The organism is Burkholderia sp. Ac-20349 (genome assembly GCF_017104865.1).
GTDB classification, from domain to species: Bacteria; Pseudomonadota; Gammaproteobacteria; order Burkholderiales; family Burkholderiaceae; genus Burkholderia; species Burkholderia aenigmatica.
On record NZ_JAAGPM010000021.1, the window covers coordinates 53,905 to 77,858 of the forward strand.

Sequence of the window (23,954 nt, forward strand, 5' to 3'; positions counted from 1 at the left end):
TCCTGTTTCATCGAACGATTCATCAAGAACTTTCCGATTTTCAGGATGAATGTAGGTCGCCAGACTGTCGATGTCAATTTCCAACCGGGCCTGCCGTCATGGATACCTCGTACCTCGCCTCTCCCTCCTCGCCCGCCCGCGATGCACGCGGCCCGGCCCATCGCTGGCGCGTGCTGGCCGCCGGCGTCGCCGCGAACATGAGCTTCTCGGCCGCGGCGGCGGGCATTCCGACCACGGCGGTGTGGATGCGCACGGCCTATCACCTCGACAACGCCGCACTCGGCCTCGTGCTCGGCGCGCTCGGCTTCGGCGTCGCGCTGTCCGAGCTGCCGTGGGGAATGGCCGCCGATCGCTTCGGCGATCGCCGCGTGCTGCTCGCCGGGCTCGTCGCGACGGCCGCGATGTTCGCGCTGATGGTGTGCACGATCGTCCCGACCGCGCACGGGGTGCCGCCGCTGCTGCGCGTCGTCGCGGCGATGTGCTGCGTCGGCCTGCTCGGCGGCAGCGTGAACGGGTCGAGCGGGCGCGCGGTGATGCGCTGGTTCGGCGAGCGCGAACGCGGGCTCGCGATGAGCATCCGCCAGACGGCCGTGCCGCTCGGCGGCGGGATCGGCGCAGCGCTGCTGCCGTCGCTCGCGTCGCACCTGGGCTTTGCCGCGGTATTCGGCACGCTGATGCTGCTGTGCGCGGGATCCGCGGCGCTGACCTGGCGCTGGCTGCACGAGCCGCCCGCCGCACCGGTCACCGTCGACGCCGCTGCGACACGCGCGGCGGAACAGCCGCATCAGGCAGCCCCGCGCACCCGCGGCCCGCTGACGAGCGGCCCCGTGTGGCGCATCGTGCTCGGCATCGGCGCGCTGTGCGCACCGCAGTTCGCGGTGCTCACGTTCGCGACGGTGTTCCTGCACGACTTCGGCCGGCTCGGCCTCGCCGGCATCAGCGCGGCGATGGTCGTGCTGCAGCTCGGCGCGATGGTGACGCGCGTCTGGAGCGGCCGCCATACCGACCGGCACGGCAACCGGCGCGCGTACCTGCGCCGTTCGGTGCTCGTCGCGGCCGGGTCGTTCGCGCTGCTTGCGGCCGCGACGGCCGGCAGCCCGCAAGTCCCCGTCGCCGCGATCGTCGTGATTCTCGTGTTGGCCGGCATCTGCGTGTCGGCGTGGCACGGCGTCGCGTACACGGAGCTCGCGACGCTGGCGGGCGCGAACCACGCGGGCACCGCGCTCGGGATGGCGAACACGATCTGCTACCTCGGGCTGTTCGCGACGCCGCTTGCGATTCCGCCGCTGCTCGCCGTCAGTTCGTGGAGCGTCGTGTGGCTCACGGCCGCGCTGGTCGCGGCCGCGACCTATCCGCTGTTCGCCGCGCGATAGCGGCCGTGCGTTGCCCGCGGGCATCGCGGCACCTGCCGCGACACCCACGCTTGCATCAGGCCGCTTCGCGCGCCAACGCGCGTCGCGCGGCCGGCCGTTCGGCCTCGCGCTGCGCATGGGCGGTCCACGCGGGATGCCGCGTCATGTCGAGCCCGATCGCGACACCCCAGCGATACAGCACGAACAGGAACGGATCGACGATCGAATGCGCGCCTGGCTCGGCCCATGGGCGGCCGTCGGCGAGCGCGGCTTCGATCGTTGTATTCGCGACTTCGATCGTGTCTCGACCGTGCGCACTGACCTCGCCGTGCAGGGCCGGATCGCCGATGAAGCGACCCGGCCGCCACAGCGCGCCGTAGCCGACGCCATGCACCCAGCCGACCAGCCAGGCGAGCCATTCGTGACACCGTGCCTCGCGCAGCGGATCGCCGAGCGGCAGCAATTGCGCGTCCGGATAACGGCGCGCGAGATACGTGAGGATCGCCGGCGTTTCGGTCAGCACGCGCGGCTCGCCCGGAATCGCGAGCACCGGCACGCGCGCCTTCGCGTTGATCGCGAGATAGCGCGCTTCGAGGTTCTGCTGCTTCTGCACGGAGACGATCTCGACGTCGAACGGCGCACCGGTTTCCTCCAGTGCGATGTGGGCGGCAAGCGAACAGGCGCCCGGCGAAAGATAGAGACGATATGCGTTCATGGTGGTGTGGCCCGACGGCGCTGTGGAAGACGGAACCGAGTGTAGGAACGCGTGCACGTGCGCCGCAAACGATGAATTGTCGTGCTCGGACATCAGTGTTACTAATACCCGCATGCGACGCATCCACCTTCCTCCGCTGCAGACGCTGCGCGCGTTCGAGACCGCCGTGCGGCTGCAGAGCTTCACGCGCGCGGCCGACGAACTTGCGCTCACGCAAGGCGCCGTCAGCCAGCACATCCGCGCGCTCGAGGCGCAGCTCGGCTACCCGCTCTTCACGCGCGAACGCAACGGCGCGACGCCGACGCACGCCGCGCACGCGCTCGCACTGCAGGTGCGCCAGGGCCTCAGCGTGCTGGAACGCGCATTCGAGCCGGCACTCGCCACGCGCAGCCGCCCGCGCACCGGCGACGTCACGCTGAACGTCAGCGTGCTGCCGAGCGTCGCCGAGCGCTGGCTCGCCCCGCGCCTGCCGCGCTTCTCGGCCGCGCATCCGCACATCGCGATCGCGCTGCACCCGGACGTGGCGCTCGCGCCGCTGCGCAAGCGCGATCGCATCGACGTCGCGCTGCGCTACGGGCCCGGCACGTGGCCGGGCGTCGTCGCCGAGAAGCTGATGAACGAGACGATCTTTCCGGTCGCGAGCCCCGCGTACCGCAATCGCGACGGCGTCGCGCCGCGCGCGCCGGCCGATCTCGTGCGCGCGACGCTGCTGCGCCATCCCGCCCAGCCGTGGGAACCGTGGCTCCAGGCCGCGCGGCTCGACCTCACCGAATCCACGCGCGCGCCGCGCTTCACCGATGCGAATGCGCTGATCGACGCGACGCTGAAAGGACGCGGTGTCGCACTCGCGCGCCGCTCGCTGATCGAGCCCGAACTCGCGGACGGCACGCTCGTGCGCGTGTCGACGGTGCGCGTGACCGACGTGTATGCGCACTACGTCGTGTGGCGCCCCGGCCATCCGCACGAAGCGGCGATCCGCACCTGGCTCGACTGGCTGCGCAGCGAAGTGCGGCGACGCACGCCGCGGCGCTGACGCAACGCGATCGGCGGCGCACGTTCATCATGTGCGGCGTGGCCGTCGTGAACGTCTTCGCGCATCGCGTCGCGTGCCCGCGTAAAAGTGCCCGGCCCGCATCGTCCACCGGGAAATATTGCACGCGCGCCATCCCGTTCGGGCGACGGGTCAGGATCTCGAAAGCATTCCGCGATCACGCGCCGGTCGCGAACGATTCACCGAAACGTCGCACCATATCGGCATACTCGAAAACGTTTCCCGATCAGCTGCCAGGAGAGAAGTCATGCGTCGCGTTTCCGTCGTCGTCGTTCTTTGTGCCGCCGCTTTCGTCGCCGCCTGCAGCGACGACGCGCCGCACGACGCACACGCGACCGACGCGTCGCAGCAGGCCGGCGCATCGGCCGGCTCCGCCAGCGCATTCAACAACGATGCAGCCGCGAACGCCGCCGCGTCCGATGCCGCGCCGCTCGCGCCGCCTGTCGTGCACTACCCGCCCGATGACGACGACGACGCGAAGCCCACGGCGAACGCGGCCGCGTCGAGTGCCGCCGCGTCGTCGCCCGGCTGATCCCTTCGCTTCCGTCCCCCGATCGCAGCAGATCCGAGGTGGACAACAACGGGAACCTGTACCTGACGCTGCGCAACCCCGGCGGGGCTCGCGTCACGCTGCCGCTGACCGACAACACGTACGGCGCGCCGTCGCGGCAGGTGACGCTGCATGGCGGCGACGAGCGTGTCGAGCAGTGGACGCTCGCGTCGAGGCACCAATGGTATGACGTGACAGTGAGCGACGGCGCGGCCGGCACCTTCTCGCGCCGTTTCGCGGGCCACGTCGAGAACGGCCGGCCGAGCTATTCGGATCCGGCCGCGATGCGGCCCGTCTCCGCGGCGTAGGCACGACGGCGCAGCATGGCGCGGCCCAGACGAGCCGCGTGCGCCGCCCGCCCGGCTGGTCAGATCGCGTGCGCGAGCGCGCGGTCGACGAGCGTGGCTTCGAAGCCGTCGTCCGCGTCGCGAAAGCGCAGCGGTGCCGCGCAGTGGACGAGCGTATCGATGAAGTACTTCGCGCGTGGCCACGGCCCGAAGCCGGCTGCCGTGTTGATGTGCCCGGCGTCGCCGAGGTTCACGAACGCGCTGCCCAGGTGCTGCGCGAGCGTGCGCGCATCGGCGAGCGGCATCCACGGATCGGTCTCGCTGCCGATCACGATCGACGGCACGGCGAGCCGACGCGCGTCGAACGGCCCGGCAAACGTGAATTTCTTCGGACTGGCGGGCGCGACCAGCAGCACCCCCGCGACATGGCCCGTCTGCGGCCATTGCGCCAGCGCATGCGCAGCCGCGAGGCAGCCGAAGCTGTGCGCGGCCAGCACGAACGGGCCGCGTTCGCGGTCGAGCAACGTGCGCACCGATTGCGCCCAACGCGCGAGATCGGGCGCGTCCCAGTCGTGCTGCTCGACGCGCAGCGAGCGCGGGAACTGCCGTTCGAGCCAGGTCTGCCAGTGAGCGCCTTCGCTGCCGTGCAGGCCCGGAACGGTGACGAGCCGCGGCGGCCACGCCGATTTGCTGCATGCGCGCATGATTGCCCTCGCTTGCTTGAAGACGGGATTCGATTGTGGCGCGGCGCCCGCGGCCACCGAACCAATATTTTGTGCTTTGCTTTTGCGTGGGCCGGCCATCCGGGGGCCGGCCATCCGGGCGACGGCCATCCGGGACGGCAACCGGGAGCGATCGCCCACGCCGGTCGCCCACGCTGGTCACCCGCCCCGCAGTACCGGCGCGCGATGCGCCGCGAAACCGTAGAATGTGGGCTTCCCGTCAGCTTCACACGGAACCGGGGCCGGGCGCCGACGCGCCGGGCGCCCGGTCGTCAGGAGACGCCCGATGTCCGCTACGCCCGCCGGCGCACTGCGCCCGGCTCCTCTCGCCGTTCCCGTGACGCGCCTCGCCGGCGCGCGCATCGTCATCCAATGAAGATCCTGTTCCATTCCCCGCACCAGGAAGCAGGCGCGTGGCGCGACGAGTTCGCGCATGCGCTGCCGGAAGCCCAACTGCGCGCGTGGCAGCCGGGCGACACGGCCGCCGCCGACTACGCACTCGTCTGGCGCGCGCCGCGCGAATTCTTCACGCCGCGCGACGGCCTGCGCGCGATCTTCAACCTCGGCGCCGGCGTCGACGCGCTGCTCGCGCTCGAGCACGCGCATCCGGGCACGCTGCCGCGGCACGTACCGCTCGTGCGCCTGGAAGATTCCGGCATGGCGCAGCAGATGGTCGAATACGTGACACACGCGGTGCTGCGCTACCTGCGCCGCTTCGACGAATACGACGCGCTGCAGCGCGAGCGCCGCTGGCGGCCGCTCGAGCCGCACGCGCGCGCCAGCTTCACCGTCGCCGTGCTCGGCCTCGGCGTGCTCGGCGCGCAGGTCGCGCAAGCGCTCGCCGCGCTCGGCCTGCCCGTGCGCGGCTACAGCCGCAGCGCGAAGCAGCTCGACGGCGTCACGACCTTCGCGGGCGACGGCGCGTTCGACGCGTGCATCGACGGCGCGAAGGTGCTCGTCAACCTGCTGCCGAGCACGCCCGACACCGACGGCATCCTGTCGGCGCGCACGTTCGCGCGGCTCGCGCCCGGCGCGTATGTCGTCAACGTCGCGCGCGGCGCGCATCTCGTCGAAGCCGACCTGCTCGACGCGCTGTCGAGCGGCCGGATCGCCGCCGCAACGCTCGACGTGTTCGATCGCGAGCCGCTGCCGGAAGACCATCCGTTCTGGCACGCGCCGCGCATCACGATCACGCCGCACAGCTCGGCCGAAACGCTGCGCGACGAAGCCATCGCACAGATCGCCGGCAAGATCCGCGCGCTCGAGCGCGGCGAGCGCATCGGCGGCATCGTCGACTACGCACGCGGCTACTGAACCTACAAGCAAACCAGGAGACAACCATGACGTTCCCCACCGCCGTCAAGATCGTCGAAGTCGGCCCGCGCGACGGGCTGCAGAACGAGAAGACCTTCGTGCCGACCGACGTGAAAATCGCGCTCGTCGACCGGCTGTCGCACGCCGGCTTCCGCAATATCGAGGCCGCGTCGTTCGTGTCGCCGAAATGGGTGCCGCAGATGGCCGACGGCGCCGACGTGATGGCCGGCATCGAGCGCCGCGCGGGCACCGTGTACTCGGTGCTCACGCCGAACCTGAAGGGCTTCGAGAATGCGGTCGCCGCGCGCGCCGACGAAGTCGTGATCTTCGGCGCGGCGAGCGAGGCGTTCTCGCAGCGGAACATCAACTGCAGCATCGCCGAGAGCATCGCGCGCTTCGAGCCCGTCGCGAAGGCCGCGAAGGATGCGGGCCTGCGGCTGCGCGGCAGCGTGTCGTGCACGCTCGGCTGCCCGTACCAGGGCGAAGTGCCGGTCGCATCGGTCGTCGATGTCGTCGAGCGCTTCGCCGCGCTCGGCTGCGACGAGATCGACATCGCCGACACGATCGGCGTCGGCACGCCGAAGCGCACGCGCGAAGTGCTGTCGGCCGTCACGCGCGTGTTTCCGCGCGAACGCCTGTCGGGCCACTTCCACGACACCTACGGCCAGGCGCTCGCGAACATCTACGCGGCGCTGTTCGAAGGGATCGAGATCTTCCACGCGTCGGTCGCGGGCCTCGGCGGCTGCCCGTACGCGAAGGGCGCGACCGGCAACGTCGCGACCGAGGACGTGCTGTACCTGATGCAGGGTCTCGGCATCGAAACCGGCATCGATCTCGCGCAGGTCGTCGCCGCCGGCGACTTCATCTCGAACGCGATCGGCCGCGCGAACGTGTCGCGCGCCGGTCGCGCACTGCTCGCCAAGGCGCAGAGCGCGGCCGACGCCGCGAACTGCGTGTGACCCCGACTTTCCACGGATTCCTCGACATGACGACACCCGCTTCACTCGACGCCCTCCCCGATTCCGCGCGCCGCGTCGCGCTGCTGCTGCGCGAGCGCGGCCACGAGAAAGGCATCGTGATGCTCGCCGAAACCGGCAAGACTTCCGCCGAAGCCGCGGCCGGGCTCGGCTGCTCGGTCGCGCAGATCGCGAAGTCGATCCTGTTTCGCCGGCAGTCGGACGGTGCGCCGGTGCTCGTGGTCGCGAGCGGCGTCAATCGCGTCGACGAGAAGAAGGTCGCCGCGCAGGTCGGTGCAGTGGGCCGCGCGGATGCGAAGTTCGTGCGCGACAACACCGGCTACGCGATCGGCGGCGTCTGCCCGATCGGCCATCTCGTCGAACCCGTCACGCTGATCGACGCCGACCTGCTCGCGCTCGACAGCCTGTGGGCGGCCGCCGGCCATCCGCACGCGGTGTTCAACCTGTCGCCGAACGAACTCGTGTCGCTGACGGGTGCGCCGGTCGCGGACGTCGCGTTGCGGGAGCCCGCATGAGCGACGTGCCGGTGCAAGTCGGCACGGTCGCGTCGCCGTGCACCGACGTCTGCCGGATCGATCCGCGCACCGACTGGTGCGCGGGTTGCCTGCGCACGCGTGACGAGATCAAGGGGTGGCGTGCGTCGGACGACGACGCGAGGCGCGCGTTGCTCGCGCGGCTCGATGCGCGGCGGCGGCTGATTGCGGGAAGCGGCGCATAAAAAAAAAGCCGTTCAGCCTGACGGGCGAACGGCATCGAGATCGGAATCCTGTGAACGTGATCAACGTCACAGCCCGCATCATACGAGCGACGCGGCCGCATCGCATCGGGTGTTTCCCTACAACTTCTTACAGCGTCTTTCGTGCGTGCGCGCACGCCGCTTTCGCTCGCCATCTGCGCGCCATCCGCTCGCAATACGCGTTCCTGAAATTCGCATTCGACACGCCGCGGCGCTGCGCCGCGGCGGCGCCGAATCGTACGACCGTTTCAGTTGCCGACTGCCGCGCGACGCGCGGGCACGATGCGCCAGCCGAGATTCACGCCGGCCGCCGCGAGCAGGATCAGCAGCGCGCCGAACACCTGCGTCCACGCGAGCGTCTGCCCGAACGCAACGTGATCGACGACGATCGCGACGACCGGATAGACGAACGACAGCGCACCCGTCATCGCGGTCGGCAGCTTCTGGATCGCGCCGTACAGCAGCACATACATCAGGCCCGTGTTCACGACGCCGAGCACGACGAGGTCGAACCACTGCCCGGCGGTCGCCGGCAGCGTGCCGAAGTGCGCGAACGGCGCGAGCAGCAAGACGCCGAGGCCGGCCTGCAGCAGCGCGAGCAAATGCGGCGGCGTGCCCTTCAGGTGCTTCGTGACGATCGACGAGATCGCATACAGAAAGGCCGCACCGAGCGACAGCGCGACGCCTTCCAGATATTCGCCCGGCACCGCGAGCACGGCCGGCTCGACGCGCACCACGGCGACGAGCCCGACGAATGCGAGCGCGAGCCACGCCACCGTCGACGCGGTGATCCGCTCGCGGAACACGATCGCGCCGAGCGCGACCAGCATGAACGGCTGCGTGTTGTAGACGGCGGTCGCCATCGAGATCGATGCGCGCGAATAGGCGGCGAACAGCAGCAGCCAGTTCGCGACGATCGCGACGCTGCCGAGCGTCGCAAGCGCGAGCATCCGCGGCGAGAACAGCGCGCGACGCAGGAAGCCGAACGCCGCGCAGACGATCGCAAGCGTCGCGGCACCGAACAGGCAACGGAAGAACACGACGTTCGTCAGCGGCTGCTGCGACGACATCACGAGCCAGCCGATCGTGCCGGACATCATCATCGCGACGACCATCTCGGCGGCGCCGCGGCGAATTTCATTCGAAGCCATCGTGAACTCCGTTCAGAAGAGTGGATGACTTCGATTCTAGAAACTTGCTTTCACGACAACCACGGCTAAACTGAAGTGAATCAACCGATTCACCTTCGAAAGCAAAGCGATCATGCCGAAACGCCTTTCCCCGCCCGCCGTCGCGTCGCTCGACGCGATCGACCGCGCGATCCTCGCGGCGCTGGCCGACGACGCGCGCATCGCCACCAGCGAACTCGCCCGGCAGATCGGGCTGTCGGCGCCCGCGACCGCCGACCGCGTGCGGCGGCTCGAAGCGCAAGGCGTGATTGCCGCGTTCACGGTCGAGCTCGACCCGCGCGCGCTGGGCTACACGCTGCAGGCGATCGTCCGCGTGAAGCCGCTGCCCGGCCAATTGCATCTGGTCGAAGAGATGCTGCGGCGGATTCCCGAATTCGTCGAATGCGACAAGGTCACCGGCGACGACTGCTTCATCTGCCGGCTCTACCTGCGCACGATCGAGCACCTCGACGGCATCCTGTCGAAAGTGACGGAGCGGGCCGAGACGAGCACCGCGATCGTGAAATCGACACCGGTGCCGCGCCGGCTGCCGCCGCTCGTCGAGGACGACGGGGCGCACCGCTGAGCAGCGGGCGGCGCGCGCCGCCCGCACGCGCGCTTATGCCGCCGGGTCGCGCGCCTCGAAAAACGCGAGCAGCTCGTCGATCAGCGCGACGGGCGCCTCTTCCGGAATGTAGTGCCCGCAGTCGAGCGCGCGGCCGCTGACGTCGCGCGCGACACGACGCCATTCGTCGAGCGGATCGAAGCAGCGACCGACGATCCCGTTCTCGCCCCACAGCACGCGCAGCGGGCACGCGACCTTGTTGCCGCGCTCGAGATCCGCACGGTCGTGCTCGAGATCGATCGTCGCGGACGCGCGGTAGTCCTCGCACATCGCGTGCACGGCGCCTGGCTGCGCGAGCGCGGCCCGGTATGCGGCGAGCGCCTCGGGCGCGAATGGCGCGAGCCCGGCGGACCGGTTGCCCATCACGCGCTCAATGTACGCATCGGTATGCGCGCCGACCAGCGTCTCGGGCAGCGGCGCCGGCTGGATCAGGAAGAACCAGTGGAAATACGCGGTCGCGAACGCGCGATCGGTTTTCTCGTACATCGCGAGCGTCGGTGCGATGTCGAGCAGCATCATCCGCTCGACGGCGTCCGGATGATCGAGCGCGAGCCGGTGCGCGACCCGCGCGCCGCGATCGTGCGCACACACGTGGAAGTGGTCGAAGCCGAAATGCCGCATCACGGCGACCTGGTCGGCCGCCATCGCACGTTTCGAATACGGCGCATGCTGCGCGTCGCTCGGCGGCTTGCCCGATGCGCCGTAACCGCGCAGGTCGGTGGCGATCACCGTGAAATGATTCGCGAGCGTCGCGGCAACGCGATGCCAGATCATGTGGGTTTGCGGATGTCCGTGCAGCAACAGGAGCGGCGGACCCGCGCCTCCTTTGACACCGAAGATGTCGGTGTCCTGCACCGTCACGCGAAACGGTGCAAACGCCTCAAACGACATGGTTTGTTTCTCGTTGGTTTGTTATGGCGGTTATTTTAGGAGCGCTTGCGCGTCTACACAGCGCGGTACCCCCCAGAATCCGTAGAAAGAGAACACTCACTCGATTGCCGCCACACCGTGCAGTTTGTTAAGCTCGCGTAGAATCGCACGATCGTTCGTATTAATAAGGGCGACCTCGTTTCGCAGCTACACTCGAATTACGGTTCGACCGCAAAGCATGGCGTCGGCGCGACCGCGCGGCCGCCCCTGGAGACTGGAGACATCACATGGCATTGCCCACCGTCCTGCAAAACCTGACGCTGCCCGTCATCGCGTCGCCGATGTTCATCGTCAGCTACCCCGAACTCGTGCTCGCGCAATGCAAGGCGGGCATCGTCGGTTCATTCCCCGCGCTCAACGCCCGTCCGGCCGAACTGCTCGACGAGTGGCTCACGCAGATTCAGTCCGAGCTCGCCGACCACCAGGCAAAGAATCCCGACGCGGTGATCGGCCCGATCGCGGTCAACCAGATCGTCCATCAGTCGAATGCGCGGCTCGAGCACGACGTGCGCGTGTGCGTCGAGCACAAGGTGCCGATCTTCATCACGAGCCTGCGCGCGCCGGCACGCGAGATCGTCGACGCGGTGCACAGCTACGGCGGCATCGTGCTGCACGACGTGATCAACCTGCGTCACGCGCAGAAGGCGCTCGAAGCCGGCGTCGACGGGCTGATCCTCGTCGCGGCCGGCGCAGGCGGCCACGCAGGCACGACGTCGCCGTTCGCGCTGGTCGGCGAAGTCCGCAAGATCTTCGACGGCCCGATCGTGCTGTCCGGCTCGATCGCGAACGGCGGCTCGATCCTCGCCGCGCAGGCGATGGGCGCCGATTTCGCGTACATGGGCACGCGCTTCATCGCGACCCAAGAAGCGCACGCGATCGACGACTACAAGCACGCGATCGTGAACGCGAAATCGTCGGACATCATCTACACGAACCTGTTCACCGGCGTGCACGGCAACTACATCCGCGAGAGCATCGAGAAGGCCGGCCTCGATCCGGACGCACTGCCGGAATCCGACAAGACCAAGATGAATTTCGGCAGCGACAAGACGAAGGCGTGGAAGGACATCTGGGGTGCCGGCCAGGGCGTCGGCCTGATGGACGACCTGCCGAGCGTGGGCGCGCTCGTCGAGCGCCTGAAGCGCGAGTACGACGACGCGAAGGCGCGGCTCGGCATCCCGCGCTGACGGATGCGGCGGCCATGACGGCCGCCACCGGCGCACATACCGTCAGACAAAACAAAAAGCGCGAACCGCAGCGGTTCGCGCTTTTTCATTGCCCCGCCGCAGCGGGAAAGACGGTTCAGACCGCGCGCTTCATCCGCGTCATCGGCAGCACGCGCAGGTGCGATTCGATCGACGGGCACAGCGACTGCCCTTCGAAACGCGCCGCCAGGAAGTCGACGAACGAACGCACCTTCGCGGACACGTGACGACGGCTCGCGTAGACCGCATAGATCGGCGCCTCGTGCGGCGGCACCGCATCGAGCAGCACCGGCACGAGCCGGCCGGACTCGATGTCGTCGCCGACCACCTCGGTGCCGAGCAGCGCGATGCCCGCGCCCGCGAGCACGGCCGCTCGCAGCCCTTCGAGGTGATTCACGATCAGGTTGCCGTTGAGGTTCACGCGCGACGCGGCGGCCGCGTCGATCACCAGCGAGTCGAGCATCGTCGAATTCGAGTCGCGCCGCAGGTAGTTGTGGTGCGCGAGATCGGCGATCGTCGTGGGCGTGCCGTGTTTCTCGAGATACTCGGGCGACGCGACCAGCAGGATGTGCGCGGTCGCGATCTGCCGCGCGACCAGCGACGACGATTTCAATCCGTTCGGTGCCGCGCGCACCGCGACGTCGTAGCCTTCCTCGATCAGGTCGACCACGCGATCGGACAGCGTCATGTCGACGGTCACGTCCGGGAACCGGCCCGCATAATCGGTGACGGCCTGCATCACGTGCCGCAGCCCGAACGCGGACAGCGACGTCACGCGCAGCCTGCCTTGCGGCACCACGCTTGCGGCGCCGACGGCCTGCCCGGCTTCGTCGAGTTCCGACAGCGCCTGCACGAGGCGCTCATAGTATTCGCGTCCCGCCTCGGTAGGGGCGACGCGTCGTGTCGTGCGATGCAGCAGCCGCGCACCGAGCTGTTGCTCGAGATGCATCACGTGCTTGCTCGCCATCGCAGCCGACATCTGCATGCGCTCGGCCGCGCCGACGAAGCTGCCCACTTCGACGACGTAGCGAAACACATTCATGCTGACGAGGGTATCCATCGAACTAGCTCGTAATGACGGGGGAATGGTCCAATTACGAGATAGGGTAACAAAGGCGAGGAAACAGAAAGGTCAACAAAGGCAAAACGGCGCCGCGGGTGGCGGCGCCGTTTTGGCGGAAAAACTTGTAGCTCGGACGCGATTTTCGCGCGCGACCGGCGCACCGGCCGCGTGTGCGCGTCAGAACTTCGCGCGGATGCCGGCGCCGAACGTGTTGCCGGACGACAGGCCGCTGATGTGGTCGTTCATGTACGCTGCGTAGACGTCCGTGCGCTTGGACAGCGGATAGTCGTAGCCGACGGCCCAGGTCTGGCGCGTCTGGTCGAGGCCGCCCGCGTCGCGCGAGTATGCGTACGACGCCATCGCGTTGCCCACGCCGAGCGGCACCGACACGCCGCCCTGCGCGGTATTCACGTGCCAGCTGCCCGCGACCTGGTCATTCTTCGTATACATGTACTGGCCGAACAGCTTCACGTACTTCAGGTCGTAGGTTGCGCCGACTTGCGCGATGCCCTGGCTCTTCATGCCGGCCACCAGCGCGCTCAGGTCACGCGGGCCGTTGTTGAAGTTCACGTACTGGTAGACCGCGGTCGCCGCGAACGGGCCGTTCGCATAGTTGAACTGCGCGCTCCACTTCTTCGAGCCGTTGTCGCCGGCCTGGTTGCCGAGCGCGTACATCGCGCCGAAATTCAGGCCACCGAACGACGGCGACGTATACGACAGCGCGTTGTTCCAGCCCGAATCGCCGACGGCGCCCTGGTCGCTCGGATAGGTCGGGAACGTGCCGAGGCCGAGGAACACGTGGTACACCATCGGCGAGAAGGTGTACGAGTCGTAGAACGGGTTGAACAGGATCGTCGACAGGAACAGGTGCGTCGTCAGGCGACCGGCCGTCACCGTGCCGTACGGCGAATCGATGCCGACGTACGCGTTGCGTGCGAAGAACGTGTCGCCCTGGAAGCGGCCGAACTGGCCGTTCTGCGCGCGGAAGAAGCTTTCCAGCGTGAAGATCGCCTTGTAGCCGTTGCCGAGATCCTCGGCGCCGTGCATGCCCCAGTACGACGTCGACATCCCGCCGCCGCTCACGTTCCACGCGCGGTTGCCGCCCGGGAACTTGGTTGCGCCGACCCATTCGTCGACCTGACCATAGAGCGACACGCTCGACTGTGCATGGACGGGAGCGGTTGCCGCCACGCAGGCGGCCGCGGCGATCAGCTTGACGGACGTGCGCGATGCACGGCGAGCGAATGCTTTCATTAGATCTCCAGATCTTGTCGAATTGTCGAGAAGTGGCGCGAGCGTTGTTTTTTGGAGCCGAGTGCTTGCGTCGTATGGGGCGCAGCCATCTTTACGGATCATTCGTCCGGTCAAAATTGCGCACACTTATTGCTGGTATAGCGGCAGCATTAACTTCGCGGAACGGATACATGGCCGGAAACCCGTCGGCGGCCCGGCCTGAACGCGGTCGCACGGCGGGCCGGCGGCGTGGCACACGCGAGCCGGGCGCGAAAGATAGCGCAATGCGGCGGGAAAATCAGCGGAAATCTGTGCGCGACTGTGGCGAATTCGCATCAGCCGGCGGAGGGGGAAGCGCGCGGGCGCTCAGTTTCGGTAGAACGGGGAGAAAAACGGCGAGTGCGCAGGCTCTTCCTGCGAGCGGGGCGGCGGCATCGGACGGCCGCCGCGCTCCTCGTTGTAGCGTGCGACATCCGCGCGGATCGAACCGGCGCGCAGCGGCACGTTGCCGCCGCCCGGCGGGCGCGGCATCTGACGCGCGTCGGCGCTGATCGGGCGATACGGGCTCTGCGCGGCGTAATGGCCATACGACGGCGTCGGCCGCAGCCCCCAGCGGGAGCCGTAGCCGCTCACGCCGCCGGCGCGTGCGCCAGGGGGAGGCGCGACGCGGCGCCAGACGGGCGCACCGCCGGCCGGCTGACCGTACGCGCGCATGTCGCCGCCACCGAAGCCGTGGCCGCCGAACGCATGACCGCCGTGGGGCGGTTGCGCGAGCGCGAGCGGCATCAGCAGCGCGCCGAGCACGCCTGCCACCCATCGTCCGATCTTCCGTTTCACCCGTTCCGTCATCGTTCAGAGCCTGTCCATGCCCGCCGCCGGCCGCTTTTGGCCGACGCTAGGCTTTCAGCAGTAATTTATGAGCGGGCCGAAAGCGTGTCGAGCCAAAAAGTGTTATGTCGCCGGCATCGGTGTAACACCATGTTACTGCTAGGTTTTTTCACTTCCGAGCGCGACCGGGACAGAACATTCTTCTGCCGTTTTGCGCATGGCCGGGCCGATACCGTGGGCGCTGTTGCATGAGATTGATTCATCAATCGATTCCCACAATGAATTTGTGTAGTGAATTGCCAACCGGGACAATGGCGCCATCCGCGCGCGCGACGCGCGCCTCCGTCGTTTCCGAATCGAGTTCCTGATGGCCCGTCCCCGTTTTCTTCCCGACAATTTCACGCTCGCGCTCGTCGGCACCGTCGTGCTCGCGAGCCTCCTGCCGTGCCGCGGCCCGGCCGCGCACGCGTTCAACTGGGCGACCAACATCGCCGTCGGCCTGCTGTTCTTCCTGCACGGCGCGAAGCTGTCGCGCGAAGCCGTCGTCGCGGGGGCGACCCACTGGCGGCTGCACGCGGTCGTGCTGCTCAGCACGTTCGCGCTGTTCCCGCTGCTCGGCCTCGCGCTGAAACCCGTGCTGCAGCCGCTCGTCACGCCGACGCTGTATGCGGGCGTGCTGTTCCTGTGCACGCTGCCGTCGACGGTCCAGTCGTCGATCGCGTTCACGTCGATCGCGAAGGGCAACGTGCCGGCCGCCGTGTGCGCGGCATCCGCGTCGAGCCTGCTCGGCATCTTCGTCACGCCGGCGCTCGTCGGGCTGATGATCACGTCGCAGTCGGCGGCCGCCGCGTCGCCGTGGAGCACCGTCGGCAGCATCGTGATGCAGCTGCTCGTGCCGTTCATCGCCGGCCAGCTGCTGCGGCCCGTGATCGGCGGCTGGATCGACCGCAACCGCGGCGTGCTGCGCTTCGTCGACCAGGGCTCGATCCTGCTCGTCGTCTACGTCGCCTTCAGCGAGGCCGTCAACGAAGGCCTGTGGCACCAGATCCCGCCGCGCGCGCTCGGCGGCCTGCTCGTCGTCAACCTCGTGCTGCTTGCGATCGCGCTGTTGCTGACTGCGTTCGTCAGCAAGCGGCTCGGCTTCAACCGCGCCGACCAGATCACGATCATCTTCTGCGGATCGAAGAAGAGCCTCGCGGCCGGTGTGCCGATGGCGAAGGTGATCTTCTCGGCGAACGCGGTCGGCGCGATCGTGCTGCCGCTGATGCTGTTCCACCAGATCCAGCTGATGGCGTGCGCGGCGCTCGCGCAGCGCTGGGGGGCGCGCGACATGAGCGGCGAGCACGACGAGGGCGACGCGGCATCGGCGCCCGGCGCGCTGAGCGCAGGCAAGCGCTGACGATCAGGGCGGAAGGGCGGGACGGCCGTGGGTGGCGCCTGCCCGCCCTTTCCGCCTTTCCGCCTTTCCGCCTTTCCGCCTTTCCGCCTTTCCGCCTTTCCGCCTTCCCGCCTTCCCGCCTTCCCGCCTTCCCGCCTTTCCGCCTTTCCGCCTTCCCGCCTTCCCGCCTTCCCGCCTCGCGCCTCGCGCCTCGCGCTTCCCGCTTCCCGCTTCCCGCCTTTCCGACCACCTGCCCACCTGCCTTCCCGCCCTCCTGCCTTCCCGCCCTCCTGCGGTACCGCCCTCCCAACTGCACACCGACGCGATGCACCAGCAACGCCCATCGCGTCACGAAATCTTCATTCAATTCCCCGCGAGCGGTGCCGTTAAGTCGGGCGTCCTGTCGATTCGGCTGCTCTCGCCCATGCCCGCGCCCCACTCCGACTCTGCTGCCGCCCGCACCACGCGCCTGATCGCGGATCGCGCGCTCGCCGCCGTCTTCCAGCCGATCGTCGATCTCGGGTCGGGGACGGTCGTCGGATACGAGGGCCTGATACGCGGCCCGCGCGGCACCAACCTCGAGCCGCCCGCCGCGCTGTTCGCGCAGGCCGCGCGCGAAGGCGAGACCCTCGCGCTCGAACAGGCCGCCGCGCTCACCTGCCTCGACGCGTTCGCGGCGCTCGGCTGCGACGGCAAGCTGTTCCTCAATTTCAGCGCGGGCACGATCCTGCAACTCGCGCGCGAACGCGAGCGCGTCCGCCAACTGCTCGGCCGCGCGCGGATCGCCGCCGAGCGCATCGTGATCGAGCTGACCGAGCAGAACGCGACGACCGACATCACGCATATCGGGCCGGCGGTCGCCTCGCTGCGCGAAACCGGCATCCAGTTCGCGCTCGACGACTACGGCACCGCGAACGCGAGCATGAACCTGTGGCTGCGCCTGCATCCGGACGTCGTGAAGATCGACCGCTTCTTCATCCACGACATCGCCCGCGACCCGCTGAAATTCGAGGCCGTGAAGGCCATGCAGCACTTCGCGCAGGCGAGCGGCGCGCAACTGATCGCGGAAGGCATCGAGAACGAATGCGACCTGATCGTCGTGCGCGACATGGGCATCTGCTGCGTGCAGGGTTTCCTGCTCGGCCGGCCGAACGCACAGCCGTCGCGGGTCGTCGCGCCGGCCGCGCGCGATGCGATCCGCGCGCCGCACATCGCGGTGTTTCCCGGCGCGACGCGCTCGGTGCGGCCGGCCGGCACGATCGCCGGGAAGATGCTGGTTCCGGCGCCGGCACTCCCGCGCGACGCGACCAGCAACGACGTGCTCGACCTGTTCAACCGGATGCCCGACCTGCACGCGGTCGCGCTCGTCGAACGCGGGCGGCCCGTCGCGCTGGTGAATCGCCGCGGCTTCATCGACCGCTTCGCGCTGCCGTACCACCGCGAGGTGTTCGGCAAGAAGCCGTGCCTGCAGTTCGCGAACGACGCGCCGCTGATGATCGACAACGCGACGACGTTCGAGCAGCTCGCGATGCTGCTCGCGAGCCACGACCAGCGCTATCTCGCGGACGGCTTCGTGATCACCGAACACGGCCGCTACGTCGGGCTCGGCACCGGCGAGAGCCTCGTGCGCGCGGTGACCGAGATGCGCATCGAAGCCGCACGCTACGCGAATCCGCTGACGTTCCTGCCCGGCAACATCCCGATCAGCGCGCACATCGACCGCCTGCTCCAGCGCGACGCCGGCTTTCACGCGTGCTACGTCGACCTGAACCAGTTCAAGCCGTTCAACGACCAGTACGGCTACTGGCAGGGCGACGAGGTGCTGAAGTTCGCGGCGACGGTACTGGCCGGCGTGTGCGACCCGCAGCGCGACTTTCTCGGGCACGTCGGCGGCGACGATTTCCTCGTGCTGTTCCAGCGCGCCGACTGGCGCGAACGCGCCACCGACGCGATCGCGCGCTTCAACGACGGCGCGCAGCTCTTCTACACGCAGGCCGACCGGCAGGCAGGCGGGTTGCGCGGCGAGGACCGCCACGGCAATCCGGCATTCTTCGGCTTCGTGACGATGGCGATCGGCGTGGTCGGCGTGCCGGCCGGCGCGCATGGCGCGAAGCGCTACGGCAGCGACGAGATCGCATCGGTCGCCGCGCTCGCGAAGCGGCGCGCGAAACAGCAGCCGGACGGGCTCGCGGTAGTCGATCTCGATGCCGGCCGTGCCGCGCTGCGCCATCGCGGCGAACCGCCGGCAGTGGCAATACGCTGAACGGCGGCAGCCGTCTTTACGGAACACGGCGCCCCGGTGCGGCGGTAGCGAACTACCGCCCGTCATGCAACCAGACCGTTAGTTGCACGCCAACTTCCCGGCGTCCGGCGAAGGCAGTCCGGTACTGCCCGCGCGAATGCGTGAAGCCGGCCCGCTTGCCACCCATTTCCCGCTCGCCCTTCCCCCGCACGCCCACCTTGCCTTTTTCGTGTTTTGTTTAGTATTTTTAGTAACGGTGTTTTCGCAGATTAGCGCTTAAAAACCCGGAATTCGCGGGTATTCCCCGGCTATCCGGCCCGAATTCCGCGATATGTTTTACTATACAATCGCTTTCACCCTAAACAAACCGGACCCCGAACGAACGATGGGTACCACCATTCGCGATGTGGCGCGGGCGGCAGAGGTCTCGATCGGCACCGTCTCCCGCGCGCTGAAAAACCAGCCGGGCCTGTCCGAAGCCACGCGTGCGCGCATCGTCGAGATCGCGCAGCAGCTCGGCTACGATCCCGCGCAGCTGCGGCCGCGCATCCGCCGGCTCACCTTCCTGCTGCATCGCCAGCACAACCGCTTTCCGGCCAGCCCGTTCTTCTCGCACGTGCTGCACGGCGTCGAGGACGCGTGCCGCGAGCGCGGCATCGTGCCGACGCTGCTCACGGTCGGGCCGAACGACGACGTGCTGCGCCAGATGCGCCCGCACGCGCCGGACGCAATCGCGGTGGCCGGCTTCATCGAGCCGGAGACGATCGAGGCGCTCGCCGCGACCGGCCGGCCGCTCGTGCTGATCGACCTGTGGGCGCCCGGGCTGCGCTCGGTCAACATCGACAACGCGACGGGCGCGGCGCTCGCGATGCGCCACCTGCTCGCCACCGGCCGCACGCGGATCGCGTTCATCGGCGGCTCGCCCGCGCACTACAGCATCGCGCAGCGCGCGATCGGCTACCGGCGCGCGTTCTTCGAGGCCGGCCGGCTGTTCGATCCCGCGTACGAAGTGACGATCGACGCGGGGCTCGATCCCGACACCGGCGCCGCGCGTGCGATGGAGCAATTGCTCGACGCGCCGGGCCCGCGCCCGGAGGCCGTCTTCGCATACAACGACGCGGCCGCGCTCGCCGCGCAGCGCGTCTGCACTGCACGCGGGCTGCGCATTCCCGACGACATCGCAATCGTCGGCTTCGACAACATCCCGGCCGCCGCGCACGCGAGCCCGCCGCTCACGACGCTCGCGGTCGACAAGGAGGCGCTCGGCCGCCGCGGCGTCGAGCTGCTGCTCGCCGACGCGCCCGAGCGCACCGAGATCTCCCTGCCCGTCGAGCTGATCGTGCGGGCCAGCAGCCAGCCCGCCGGCTCCCCGGCACTCGATACCGCCACGGTCACCGAATCATGAACATGCCCCCGGTCCAACCCTGCACGGCCGCGCCGGCCGCCCACACGCAAGCCGCGCCGTTCGTCGCGAGTTTCCGCGATCCGTCGTTCCTGCTGTCGCACATCGAGGACACGCTGCGCTTCTACGCGACGAACGCGTTCGACCCGACGGGCGGCTTCTACCACTACTTCCGCGACGACGGCAGCATCTACAACCGCACGTCGCGCCACCTCGTCAGCAGTTGCCGGTTCGTCTTCAACTACGCGATGGCGTACCGGCATTTCGGCGATCCGCGCCACCTGGAATACGCGCGCCACGGGCTGCGCTTCCTGCGCGACGCGCACTGGGACGACGAACTGCAGGGCTACGACTGGGAACTCGACTGGCGCGACGGCGCGAAGCGCGCGACGCTCGACGGCACGCGCCACTGCTACGGGCTCGCGTTCGTGCTGCTCGCGGCCGCGCACGCGACGATGGCCGGCATCGACGAGGCCCGCCCGCTGATCGCGGCCACCTACGAGCTGGCCGAGCACCGCTTCTGGGATGCGGCAGCCGGCCTGTACGCGGACGACGCGACGCCGAACTGGATCGTGTCGACGTATCGCGGCCAGAACGCCAACATGCACATGACGGAGGCGCTGCTCGCCGCGTACGAGGCGACCGGCCACCTCACGTACCTCGATCGCGCGGAGAAGCTCGCGTCCCACGTCACGCAGCGCCAGGCCGCGCTGTCGGGCGGGCTCGTGTGGGAGCACTACCATGCGGACTGGTCGGTCGACTGGGACTACAACAAGGAAGACAGCTCGAACATCTTCCGTCCGTGGGGCTTCCAGCCCGGACACCAGACCGAATGGGCGAAGCTGCTGCTGATCCTCGAGCGGCACCGCCCGCTCGACTGGCTCGTGCCGCGCGCGGCCGAGCTGTTCGACGCCGCACTCACGCACGCGTGGGACGCCGATCACGGCGGGCTGAACTACGGCTTCGGCCCCGACTTCACGATCTGCGACCACAACAAGTACTTCTGGGTGCAGGCGGAAACCTTCGCGGCGGCCGCGATGCTCGGCGCGCGCACCGGCAGCGAGCGCTTCTGGGACTGGTACGACGAGATCTGGCGGTATAGCTGGGCGCACTTCGTCGATCACCGCTACGGCGCGTGGTACCGGATCCTCACCTGCGACAACCGCAAGTACAGCGACGAGAAGAGCCCGGCCGGCAAGACCGACTATCACACGATGGGCGCGTGCTACGACGTGCTCGCAACCCTCGCCCGCACTCAACGCAGCGAGCCGACGCAATGAGCGGCGGCACGTTTCCGGCTTTCGTGTCGGCGGGCGACATCCTGACCGACATGGTGCGCGCGGGCGACGCGCAATGGACCTCGGTGCCGGGCGGCGCCGGCTGGAACGTCGCGCGCGCGGTCGCGCGGCTCGGCGTGCCGAGCGCGCTCGCGGGTTCGATCGGCGAAGACTGCTTTTCCGACGTGCTGTGGCGCACGAGCGAAGCGGCCGGGCTCGACCTGCGCTTCCTGCAGCGCGTCGCACGGCCGCCGCTGCTCGCGATCGTCCACGAGACCCGCCCGCCCGCGTACTTCTTCATCGGCGAAGCTAGCGCCGACCTCGCGTTCGATCCGGCGCGGCTGCCGGCCGGCTGGACCGACCACGTGAAATGGGCGCATTTCGGCTGCATCAGCCTCGTGCGCGAACCGCTCGCCGGCACGCTGGCCGCGCTCGCGGCCGACCTGCACGCGCGCGGCGTGAAGATCAGCTTCGACCCGAACGTCCGGAACCTGATGACGGCCGCGTACCGGCCGACGCTGGAGAAGATGGCCGCGCTCGCCGACCTGATCAAGGTGTCCGACGAGGACCTGCGGCACCTGTTCGGCGGCGACGGCCCCGATGCGATCGGCGCGGTGCGCGCGCTGAACCCGCGCGCGGCCGTGCTCGTCACGCGCGGCGCGCAGGCGGCGACGCTCTACGCGGATGGCGACGTGCATGAAGCCAGCCCGCCGCGCGTCGAGGTGGCCGACACCGTCGGCGCGGGCGACGCGTCGATCGGCGGCATGCTGTTCAGCCTGATGGCCGCGCCGCAGCGATCGTGGCGCGAGCATTTCGTGTTCGCGCTGGCGGCGGGCGCCGCCGCGTGCCGGCACACCGGCGCGCACGCGCCGACGCTCGACGAGGTCGTCGCGCTGATCGAACGATGACGGGAAGGACGGCGACCGGACGCCGCGACCGGACACCGCGACCGGACGCCGTTCGGTCACCGATAAGCGGCGCTGTACATGCTGCGCCGCAGTGCTACGATGAAGTGTCCTTTTGCGGGAGAGCACGATGGACACCAACACGTTCACGAAAGGCATCTACACGGCCAAGGCGCATACCCAGCATGCGGGCAACGGGCAGTTCCAGGGTTACGTGATCCTCGCGCGGGACGACGGGGACGACACCGAGAACACGCGCTACGACGTCCACTCGACGAGCCCCAGCGAGGAGGAAGCGTTCGACGAGGCGAAGGCGCTCGCGCACCGGATCCTCGGCGAAATCGAGCTGTAACGCGCCGCCATTCAGGCGCGGCTCAGAGCAGCCGCGCCACCATCGACAGCAGCATCGTCAGCACCAGCGTCGACATGAACGGGAACGGGTAGCGCCGTCCACCGAGCGTCAGCGTGACGTCGCCCGGCATCCGCCCGATGCCGAGCTTGCCGAGCCACGGCCAGCAGCGCGTCAGGATCATCACCGCGACGAACGACGTCATCAGCCAGCGCAGCATGTTAGCTCCCGTCAGAGTGCGTGCGAGCGGTCGCCGCGCGCGAACGCGTCGAGCGTGCCGTCGATGCCGCGCGAGAACGCGATCACCTTGAACAGCTCGCCCATCTCGGCCTCGGAGATCAGCTTCTGCACCGCGTTCGCGGCCGGCAGGAACGCGTGGATGTCCGACGGATCGATCGCGGCCAGCGCGTCGGTGATGCCCGCGTTCAGCAGGAAGCGCGCCTGCGACGTGTAGCCGAGCAGGTCGGCGCCGGTCGCGATCGCCGCGTCGTAGATGCCGGTGAATTCGACGTGCGCGGTGATGTCCTGCAGCCCCGGGTACAGGAACGGATCGTCGTGCGCGTGGTGACGGTAGTGGCACATCAGCGTGCCACGGTCGCGCTGCGGGTGGTAGTACTCGTGTGCGGGAAAGCCGTAGTCGACCAGCAGCACCGCGCCGCGCCCAAGCATCGTGCAGACGGTGCGCGTGAAGGCCAGCGCGGCCTCGTGCGTCTCGGTCAGGTAGCCGTCGCCCGTATCGTCCAGCCCCGCGAGCACCGGCGGCAGGCCGGCCGGCGCGGCCGGGCGGTCTTCGAACACGAACGCCTGGTGCGCGTCGAGCGCGACGCCGCGCTCGTGCCATGCGTCGCCCGCCTTCGCGAACAGCCGCACGGGCATCGCATCGAGCACCTCGTTGCCGACCACGACGCCGTCGAACCGCTCGGGCAGCGCGTCGAGCCAGCGCACCTTCGCGGCAAGCGCCGGCGCGGCGGCCGTGATCGTGTCGCGCTGCCGTTCGCGCAGCTCGCCGGACAGGTCGACGATCAGGTATTCGTCGAGCCCGGCTTCCAGCACGTCGAGCGCCGCGAGCAGCCCGGCCGCGAGCTTGCCGGTACCGGCGCCGAACTCCATCACGCTACGCGTGCCGCTCGCCGCGAGCGCTTCCGCGACCGGTTGGGCGAGCGTCTGCGCGAACAGCGGCGACAGCTCGGGCGCGGTGACGAAGTCGCTGCCGTCGTCGGCGCGGCGCCCGAACTTGCGCGCGCCGCCGCTGTAGTAGCCGAGACCGGGCGCATACAGCGCGCGCTCCATGAAGCGGTCGAACGGCAGCCAGCCGCCGGCCGCCGCGATCTCGTCGCGCAGTTGCGCGGCAAGGGTTTCGGACTGCGCGAGCGCGTCAGGGCCGGGAGCAGGTAAACTAGCGGGTTCGTGAGCTTTCGGGTTCATCCCGGCATTGTAAATGACCGTTTCAGCCGATACGTCGACCCAGCGCGTGGCGCTCGTCACAGGCGCCCTGGGCAGCGCGGCCGACGCCGCGTCGATCGATCCGGACGTCCGTGCCGTTCATGATTTGTGCGCCGACGGCGTCCTTCGCCTCGACGATCGCTGAGGTTTCGCCAAGATCGTTGGCAAGCGTGAGGCCGCCTGCATGACCGACGATCGCAC

Annotated in this window: 25 protein-coding genes and 1 pseudogene; 16 read left to right on the top strand and 10 right to left on the bottom strand. The window is 68.9% G+C overall.

Going from position 1 to position 23,954, the window contains the following annotated elements; all coding sequences use genetic code 11:
* The first annotated feature begins 98 nt into the window (after positions 1 to 98).
* Positions 99 to 1,373, top strand: coding sequence for an MFS transporter (locus G3N61_RS10615; RefSeq protein ID WP_205822366.1), 1,275 nt, complete (start codon positions 99 to 101; stop codon positions 1,371 to 1,373).
* A gap of 55 nt (positions 1,374 to 1,428) precedes the next feature.
* Here the strand turns inward: G3N61_RS10615 and G3N61_RS10620 are convergent, their stop codons facing one another.
* Positions 1,429 to 2,067 (bottom strand): glutathione S-transferase, encoded by a 639-nt coding sequence (locus G3N61_RS10620; RefSeq protein ID WP_205822367.1) that lies wholly within the window; start codon positions 2,065 to 2,067, stop codon positions 1,429 to 1,431.
* 112 nt (positions 2,068 to 2,179) lie between these two features.
* On the opposite strand from G3N61_RS10620, the gene G3N61_RS10625 reads away from it, so the two are divergent.
* The 3 genes and pseudogenes from G3N61_RS10625 to G3N61_RS10635 all read left to right on the top strand — a co-directional run.
* On the top strand, positions 2,180 to 3,100 hold the full coding sequence (locus tag G3N61_RS10625; RefSeq protein WP_205822368.1) for a LysR substrate-binding domain-containing protein: 921 nt from the start codon (positions 2,180 to 2,182) through the stop codon (positions 3,098 to 3,100).
* Between the two features lie 265 nt (positions 3,101 to 3,365).
* Positions 3,366 to 3,650 (top strand): hypothetical protein, encoded by a 285-nt coding sequence (locus tag G3N61_RS10630; RefSeq protein ID WP_043187035.1) that lies wholly within the window; start codon positions 3,366 to 3,368, stop codon positions 3,648 to 3,650.
* 47 nt (positions 3,651 to 3,697) lie between these two features.
* Positions 3,698 to 3,976 (top strand): annotated as a pseudogene (locus G3N61_RS10635) (phospholipase domain-containing protein); the annotation flags it as partial.
* Between the two features lie 59 nt (positions 3,977 to 4,035).
* Here G3N61_RS10635 and G3N61_RS10640 read toward each other — a convergent pair.
* A complete protein-coding gene (locus G3N61_RS10640; protein ID WP_205822369.1) occupies positions 4,036 to 4,659 on the bottom strand; it encodes an alpha/beta hydrolase in 624 nt (207 codons plus the stop codon).
* Positions 4,660 to 5,049: 390 nt separating this feature from the next.
* Here G3N61_RS10640 and G3N61_RS10645 point away from each other — a divergent pair, with 390 nt between their 5' ends.
* From G3N61_RS10645 to G3N61_RS10660, 4 genes are read left to right on the top strand one after another with little or no spacing between them, the layout of a single operon-like run.
* Positions 5,050 to 5,991 carry a glyoxylate/hydroxypyruvate reductase A gene (locus tag G3N61_RS10645; protein WP_205822370.1) on the top strand — a complete coding sequence of 314 codons (942 nt, stop codon included), beginning with the start codon at positions 5,050 to 5,052 and terminating at the stop codon, positions 5,989 to 5,991.
* A 26-nt stretch (positions 5,992 to 6,017) separates the two neighbouring features.
* Complete coding sequence (locus tag G3N61_RS10650; RefSeq protein ID WP_089451378.1) at positions 6,018 to 6,950, top strand: hydroxymethylglutaryl-CoA lyase; 933 nt, start codon at positions 6,018 to 6,020, stop codon at positions 6,948 to 6,950.
* A gap of 26 nt (positions 6,951 to 6,976) precedes the next feature.
* Positions 6,977 to 7,483, top strand: coding sequence for a YbaK/EbsC family protein (locus G3N61_RS10655; protein WP_043187025.1), 507 nt, complete (start codon positions 6,977 to 6,979; stop codon positions 7,481 to 7,483).
* Positions 7,480 to 7,686, top strand: coding sequence for a DUF1289 domain-containing protein (locus tag G3N61_RS10660; RefSeq protein WP_043187024.1), 207 nt, complete (start codon positions 7,480 to 7,482; stop codon positions 7,684 to 7,686). Before G3N61_RS10655 ends, G3N61_RS10660 begins: the two co-directional genes overlap by 4 nt.
* Before the next feature lie 266 nt (positions 7,687 to 7,952).
* On the opposite strand, the gene G3N61_RS10665 is transcribed toward G3N61_RS10660, so the two are convergent.
* Positions 7,953 to 8,855, bottom strand: coding sequence for a DMT family transporter (locus G3N61_RS10665; RefSeq protein WP_043187023.1), 903 nt, complete (start codon positions 8,853 to 8,855; stop codon positions 7,953 to 7,955).
* 112 nt (positions 8,856 to 8,967) lie between these two features.
* Between G3N61_RS10665 and G3N61_RS10670 the strand changes: the two genes are divergently transcribed.
* Complete coding sequence (locus tag G3N61_RS10670; protein WP_043187021.1) at positions 8,968 to 9,459, top strand: Lrp/AsnC family transcriptional regulator; 492 nt, start codon at positions 8,968 to 8,970, stop codon at positions 9,457 to 9,459.
* Between the two features lie 33 nt (positions 9,460 to 9,492).
* On the opposite strand, the gene G3N61_RS10675 is transcribed toward G3N61_RS10670, so the two are convergent.
* Positions 9,493 to 10,389, bottom strand: coding sequence for an alpha/beta hydrolase (locus tag G3N61_RS10675; protein ID WP_043187020.1), 897 nt, complete (start codon positions 10,387 to 10,389; stop codon positions 9,493 to 9,495).
* 266 nt (positions 10,390 to 10,655) lie between these two features.
* On the opposite strand from G3N61_RS10675, the gene G3N61_RS10680 reads away from it, so the two are divergent.
* The gene (locus G3N61_RS10680; protein WP_043187018.1) at positions 10,656 to 11,615 is read left to right on the top strand and encodes a nitronate monooxygenase family protein; all 960 of its coding nucleotides are present in this window, start codon (positions 10,656 to 10,658) and stop codon (positions 11,613 to 11,615) included.
* Between the two features lie 115 nt (positions 11,616 to 11,730).
* Here the strand turns inward: G3N61_RS10680 and G3N61_RS10685 are convergent, their stop codons facing one another.
* The 3 genes from G3N61_RS10685 to G3N61_RS10695 form a co-directional block, all read right to left on the bottom strand.
* Positions 11,731 to 12,693 (bottom strand): LysR family transcriptional regulator, encoded by a 963-nt coding sequence (locus G3N61_RS10685; protein WP_043187016.1) that lies wholly within the window; start codon positions 12,691 to 12,693, stop codon positions 11,731 to 11,733.
* Positions 12,694 to 12,873: 180 nt separating this feature from the next.
* A complete protein-coding gene (locus G3N61_RS10690; protein WP_043187014.1) occupies positions 12,874 to 13,950 on the bottom strand; it encodes a porin in 1,077 nt (358 codons plus the stop codon).
* A gap of 345 nt (positions 13,951 to 14,295) precedes the next feature.
* Positions 14,296 to 14,778 carry a hypothetical protein gene (locus G3N61_RS10695; RefSeq protein ID WP_043187012.1) on the bottom strand — a complete coding sequence of 161 codons (483 nt, stop codon included), beginning with the start codon at positions 14,776 to 14,778 and terminating at the stop codon, positions 14,296 to 14,298.
* Positions 14,779 to 15,124: 346 nt separating this feature from the next.
* Between G3N61_RS10695 and G3N61_RS10700 the strand changes: the two genes are divergently transcribed.
* The 6 genes from G3N61_RS10700 to G3N61_RS10725 all read left to right on the top strand — a co-directional run bounded on the left by G3N61_RS10700 (position 15,125) and on the right by G3N61_RS10725 (position 22,313).
* Positions 15,125 to 16,156: a bile acid:sodium symporter family protein gene (locus tag G3N61_RS10700; RefSeq protein ID WP_059492026.1), complete on the top strand. Its 1,032-nt coding sequence runs from the start codon at positions 15,125 to 15,127 to the stop codon at positions 16,154 to 16,156.
* A 403-nt stretch (positions 16,157 to 16,559) separates the two neighbouring features.
* Entirely contained in the window at positions 16,560 to 18,398 is a 1,839-nt protein-coding gene (locus G3N61_RS10705; protein ID WP_205822371.1) for a phosphodiesterase, read from the top strand.
* Between the two features lie 364 nt (positions 18,399 to 18,762).
* Entirely contained in the window at positions 18,763 to 19,782 is a 1,020-nt protein-coding gene (locus G3N61_RS10710; RefSeq protein WP_043187009.1) for a LacI family DNA-binding transcriptional regulator, read from the top strand.
* Positions 19,779 to 21,059, top strand: coding sequence for an AGE family epimerase/isomerase (locus G3N61_RS10715; protein ID WP_205822372.1), 1,281 nt, complete (start codon positions 19,779 to 19,781; stop codon positions 21,057 to 21,059). Before G3N61_RS10710 ends, G3N61_RS10715 begins: the two co-directional genes overlap by 4 nt.
* Positions 21,056 to 21,964 (top strand): carbohydrate kinase, encoded by a 909-nt coding sequence (locus G3N61_RS10720; protein ID WP_205822373.1) that lies wholly within the window; start codon positions 21,056 to 21,058, stop codon positions 21,962 to 21,964. Before G3N61_RS10715 ends, G3N61_RS10720 begins: the two co-directional genes overlap by 4 nt.
* A gap of 127 nt (positions 21,965 to 22,091) precedes the next feature.
* Positions 22,092 to 22,313 carry a hypothetical protein gene (locus G3N61_RS10725; protein ID WP_011353424.1) on the top strand — a complete coding sequence of 74 codons (222 nt, stop codon included), beginning with the start codon at positions 22,092 to 22,094 and terminating at the stop codon, positions 22,311 to 22,313.
* 22 nt (positions 22,314 to 22,335) lie between these two features.
* Here the strand turns inward: G3N61_RS10725 and G3N61_RS10730 are convergent, their stop codons facing one another.
* From G3N61_RS10730 to G3N61_RS10740, 3 genes are all read right to left on the bottom strand, one after another.
* Positions 22,336 to 22,530, bottom strand: a complete 195-nt coding sequence (locus tag G3N61_RS10730; RefSeq protein WP_039355363.1) for a DUF2905 domain-containing protein — start codon at positions 22,528 to 22,530, stop codon at positions 22,336 to 22,338.
* 11 nt (positions 22,531 to 22,541) lie between these two features.
* Entirely contained in the window at positions 22,542 to 23,735 is a 1,194-nt protein-coding gene (locus tag G3N61_RS10735) for an SAM-dependent methyltransferase (protein ID WP_089451495.1), read from the bottom strand.
* A 22-nt stretch (positions 23,736 to 23,757) separates the two neighbouring features.
* Positions 23,758 to 23,954 (bottom strand): fimbria/pilus outer membrane usher protein (locus G3N61_RS10740; protein ID WP_205822374.1); only part of this gene is annotated, 197 nt, incomplete at its 5' end.

Excerpts from the sequence above, each read along its gene's own strand:
- G3N61_RS10705 (WP_205822371.1), top strand. The coding sequence starts at position 16,560 with ATGCCCGCGCCCCACTCCGACTCTGCTGCCGCCCGCACCACGCGCCTG.
- G3N61_RS10710 (WP_043187009.1), top strand. The coding sequence starts at position 18,763 with ATGGGTACCACCATTCGCGATGTGGCGCGGGCGGCAGAGGTCTCGATC.
- G3N61_RS10615 (WP_205822366.1), top strand. The coding sequence starts at position 99 with ATGGATACCTCGTACCTCGCCTCTCCCTCCTCGCCCGCCCGCGATGCA.
- G3N61_RS10630 (WP_043187035.1), top strand. The coding sequence starts at position 3,366 with ATGCGTCGCGTTTCCGTCGTCGTCGTTCTTTGTGCCGCCGCTTTCGTC.
- G3N61_RS10685 (WP_043187016.1), bottom strand. The coding sequence starts at position 12,693 with ATGGATACCCTCGTCAGCATGAATGTGTTTCGCTACGTCGTCGAAGTG.
- G3N61_RS10725 (WP_011353424.1), top strand. The coding sequence starts at position 22,092 with ATGGACACCAACACGTTCACGAAAGGCATCTACACGGCCAAGGCGCAT.
- G3N61_RS10680 (WP_043187018.1), top strand. The coding sequence starts at position 10,656 with ATGGCATTGCCCACCGTCCTGCAAAACCTGACGCTGCCCGTCATCGCG.
- G3N61_RS10690 (WP_043187014.1), bottom strand. The coding sequence starts at position 13,950 with ATGAAAGCATTCGCTCGCCGTGCATCGCGCACGTCCGTCAAGCTGATC.
- G3N61_RS10735 (WP_089451495.1), bottom strand. The coding sequence starts at position 23,735 with ATGAACCCGAAAGCTCACGAACCCGCTAGTTTACCTGCTCCCGGCCCT.
- G3N61_RS10620 (WP_205822367.1), bottom strand. The coding sequence starts at position 2,067 with ATGAACGCATATCGTCTCTATCTTTCGCCGGGCGCCTGTTCGCTTGCC.
- G3N61_RS10715 (WP_205822372.1), top strand. The coding sequence starts at position 19,779 with ATGAACATGCCCCCGGTCCAACCCTGCACGGCCGCGCCGGCCGCCCAC.
- G3N61_RS10645 (WP_205822370.1), top strand. The coding sequence starts at position 5,050 with ATGAAGATCCTGTTCCATTCCCCGCACCAGGAAGCAGGCGCGTGGCGC.
- G3N61_RS10675 (WP_043187020.1), bottom strand. The coding sequence starts at position 10,389 with ATGTCGTTTGAGGCGTTTGCACCGTTTCGCGTGACGGTGCAGGACACC.
- G3N61_RS10640 (WP_205822369.1), bottom strand. The coding sequence starts at position 4,659 with ATGCGCGCATGCAGCAAATCGGCGTGGCCGCCGCGGCTCGTCACCGTT.
- G3N61_RS10650 (WP_089451378.1), top strand. The coding sequence starts at position 6,018 with ATGACGTTCCCCACCGCCGTCAAGATCGTCGAAGTCGGCCCGCGCGAC.
- G3N61_RS10695 (WP_043187012.1), bottom strand. The coding sequence starts at position 14,778 with ATGACGGAACGGGTGAAACGGAAGATCGGACGATGGGTGGCAGGCGTG.
- G3N61_RS10665 (WP_043187023.1), bottom strand. The coding sequence starts at position 8,855 with ATGGCTTCGAATGAAATTCGCCGCGGCGCCGCCGAGATGGTCGTCGCG.
- G3N61_RS10720 (WP_205822373.1), top strand. The coding sequence starts at position 21,056 with ATGAGCGGCGGCACGTTTCCGGCTTTCGTGTCGGCGGGCGACATCCTG.
- G3N61_RS10730 (WP_039355363.1), bottom strand. The coding sequence starts at position 22,530 with ATGCTGCGCTGGCTGATGACGTCGTTCGTCGCGGTGATGATCCTGACG.
- G3N61_RS10655 (WP_043187025.1), top strand. The coding sequence starts at position 6,977 with ATGACGACACCCGCTTCACTCGACGCCCTCCCCGATTCCGCGCGCCGC.
- G3N61_RS10670 (WP_043187021.1), top strand. The coding sequence starts at position 8,968 with ATGCCGAAACGCCTTTCCCCGCCCGCCGTCGCGTCGCTCGACGCGATC.
- G3N61_RS10700 (WP_059492026.1), top strand. The coding sequence starts at position 15,125 with ATGGCCCGTCCCCGTTTTCTTCCCGACAATTTCACGCTCGCGCTCGTC.
- G3N61_RS10625 (WP_205822368.1), top strand. The coding sequence starts at position 2,180 with ATGCGACGCATCCACCTTCCTCCGCTGCAGACGCTGCGCGCGTTCGAG.
- G3N61_RS10660 (WP_043187024.1), top strand. The coding sequence starts at position 7,480 with ATGAGCGACGTGCCGGTGCAAGTCGGCACGGTCGCGTCGCCGTGCACC.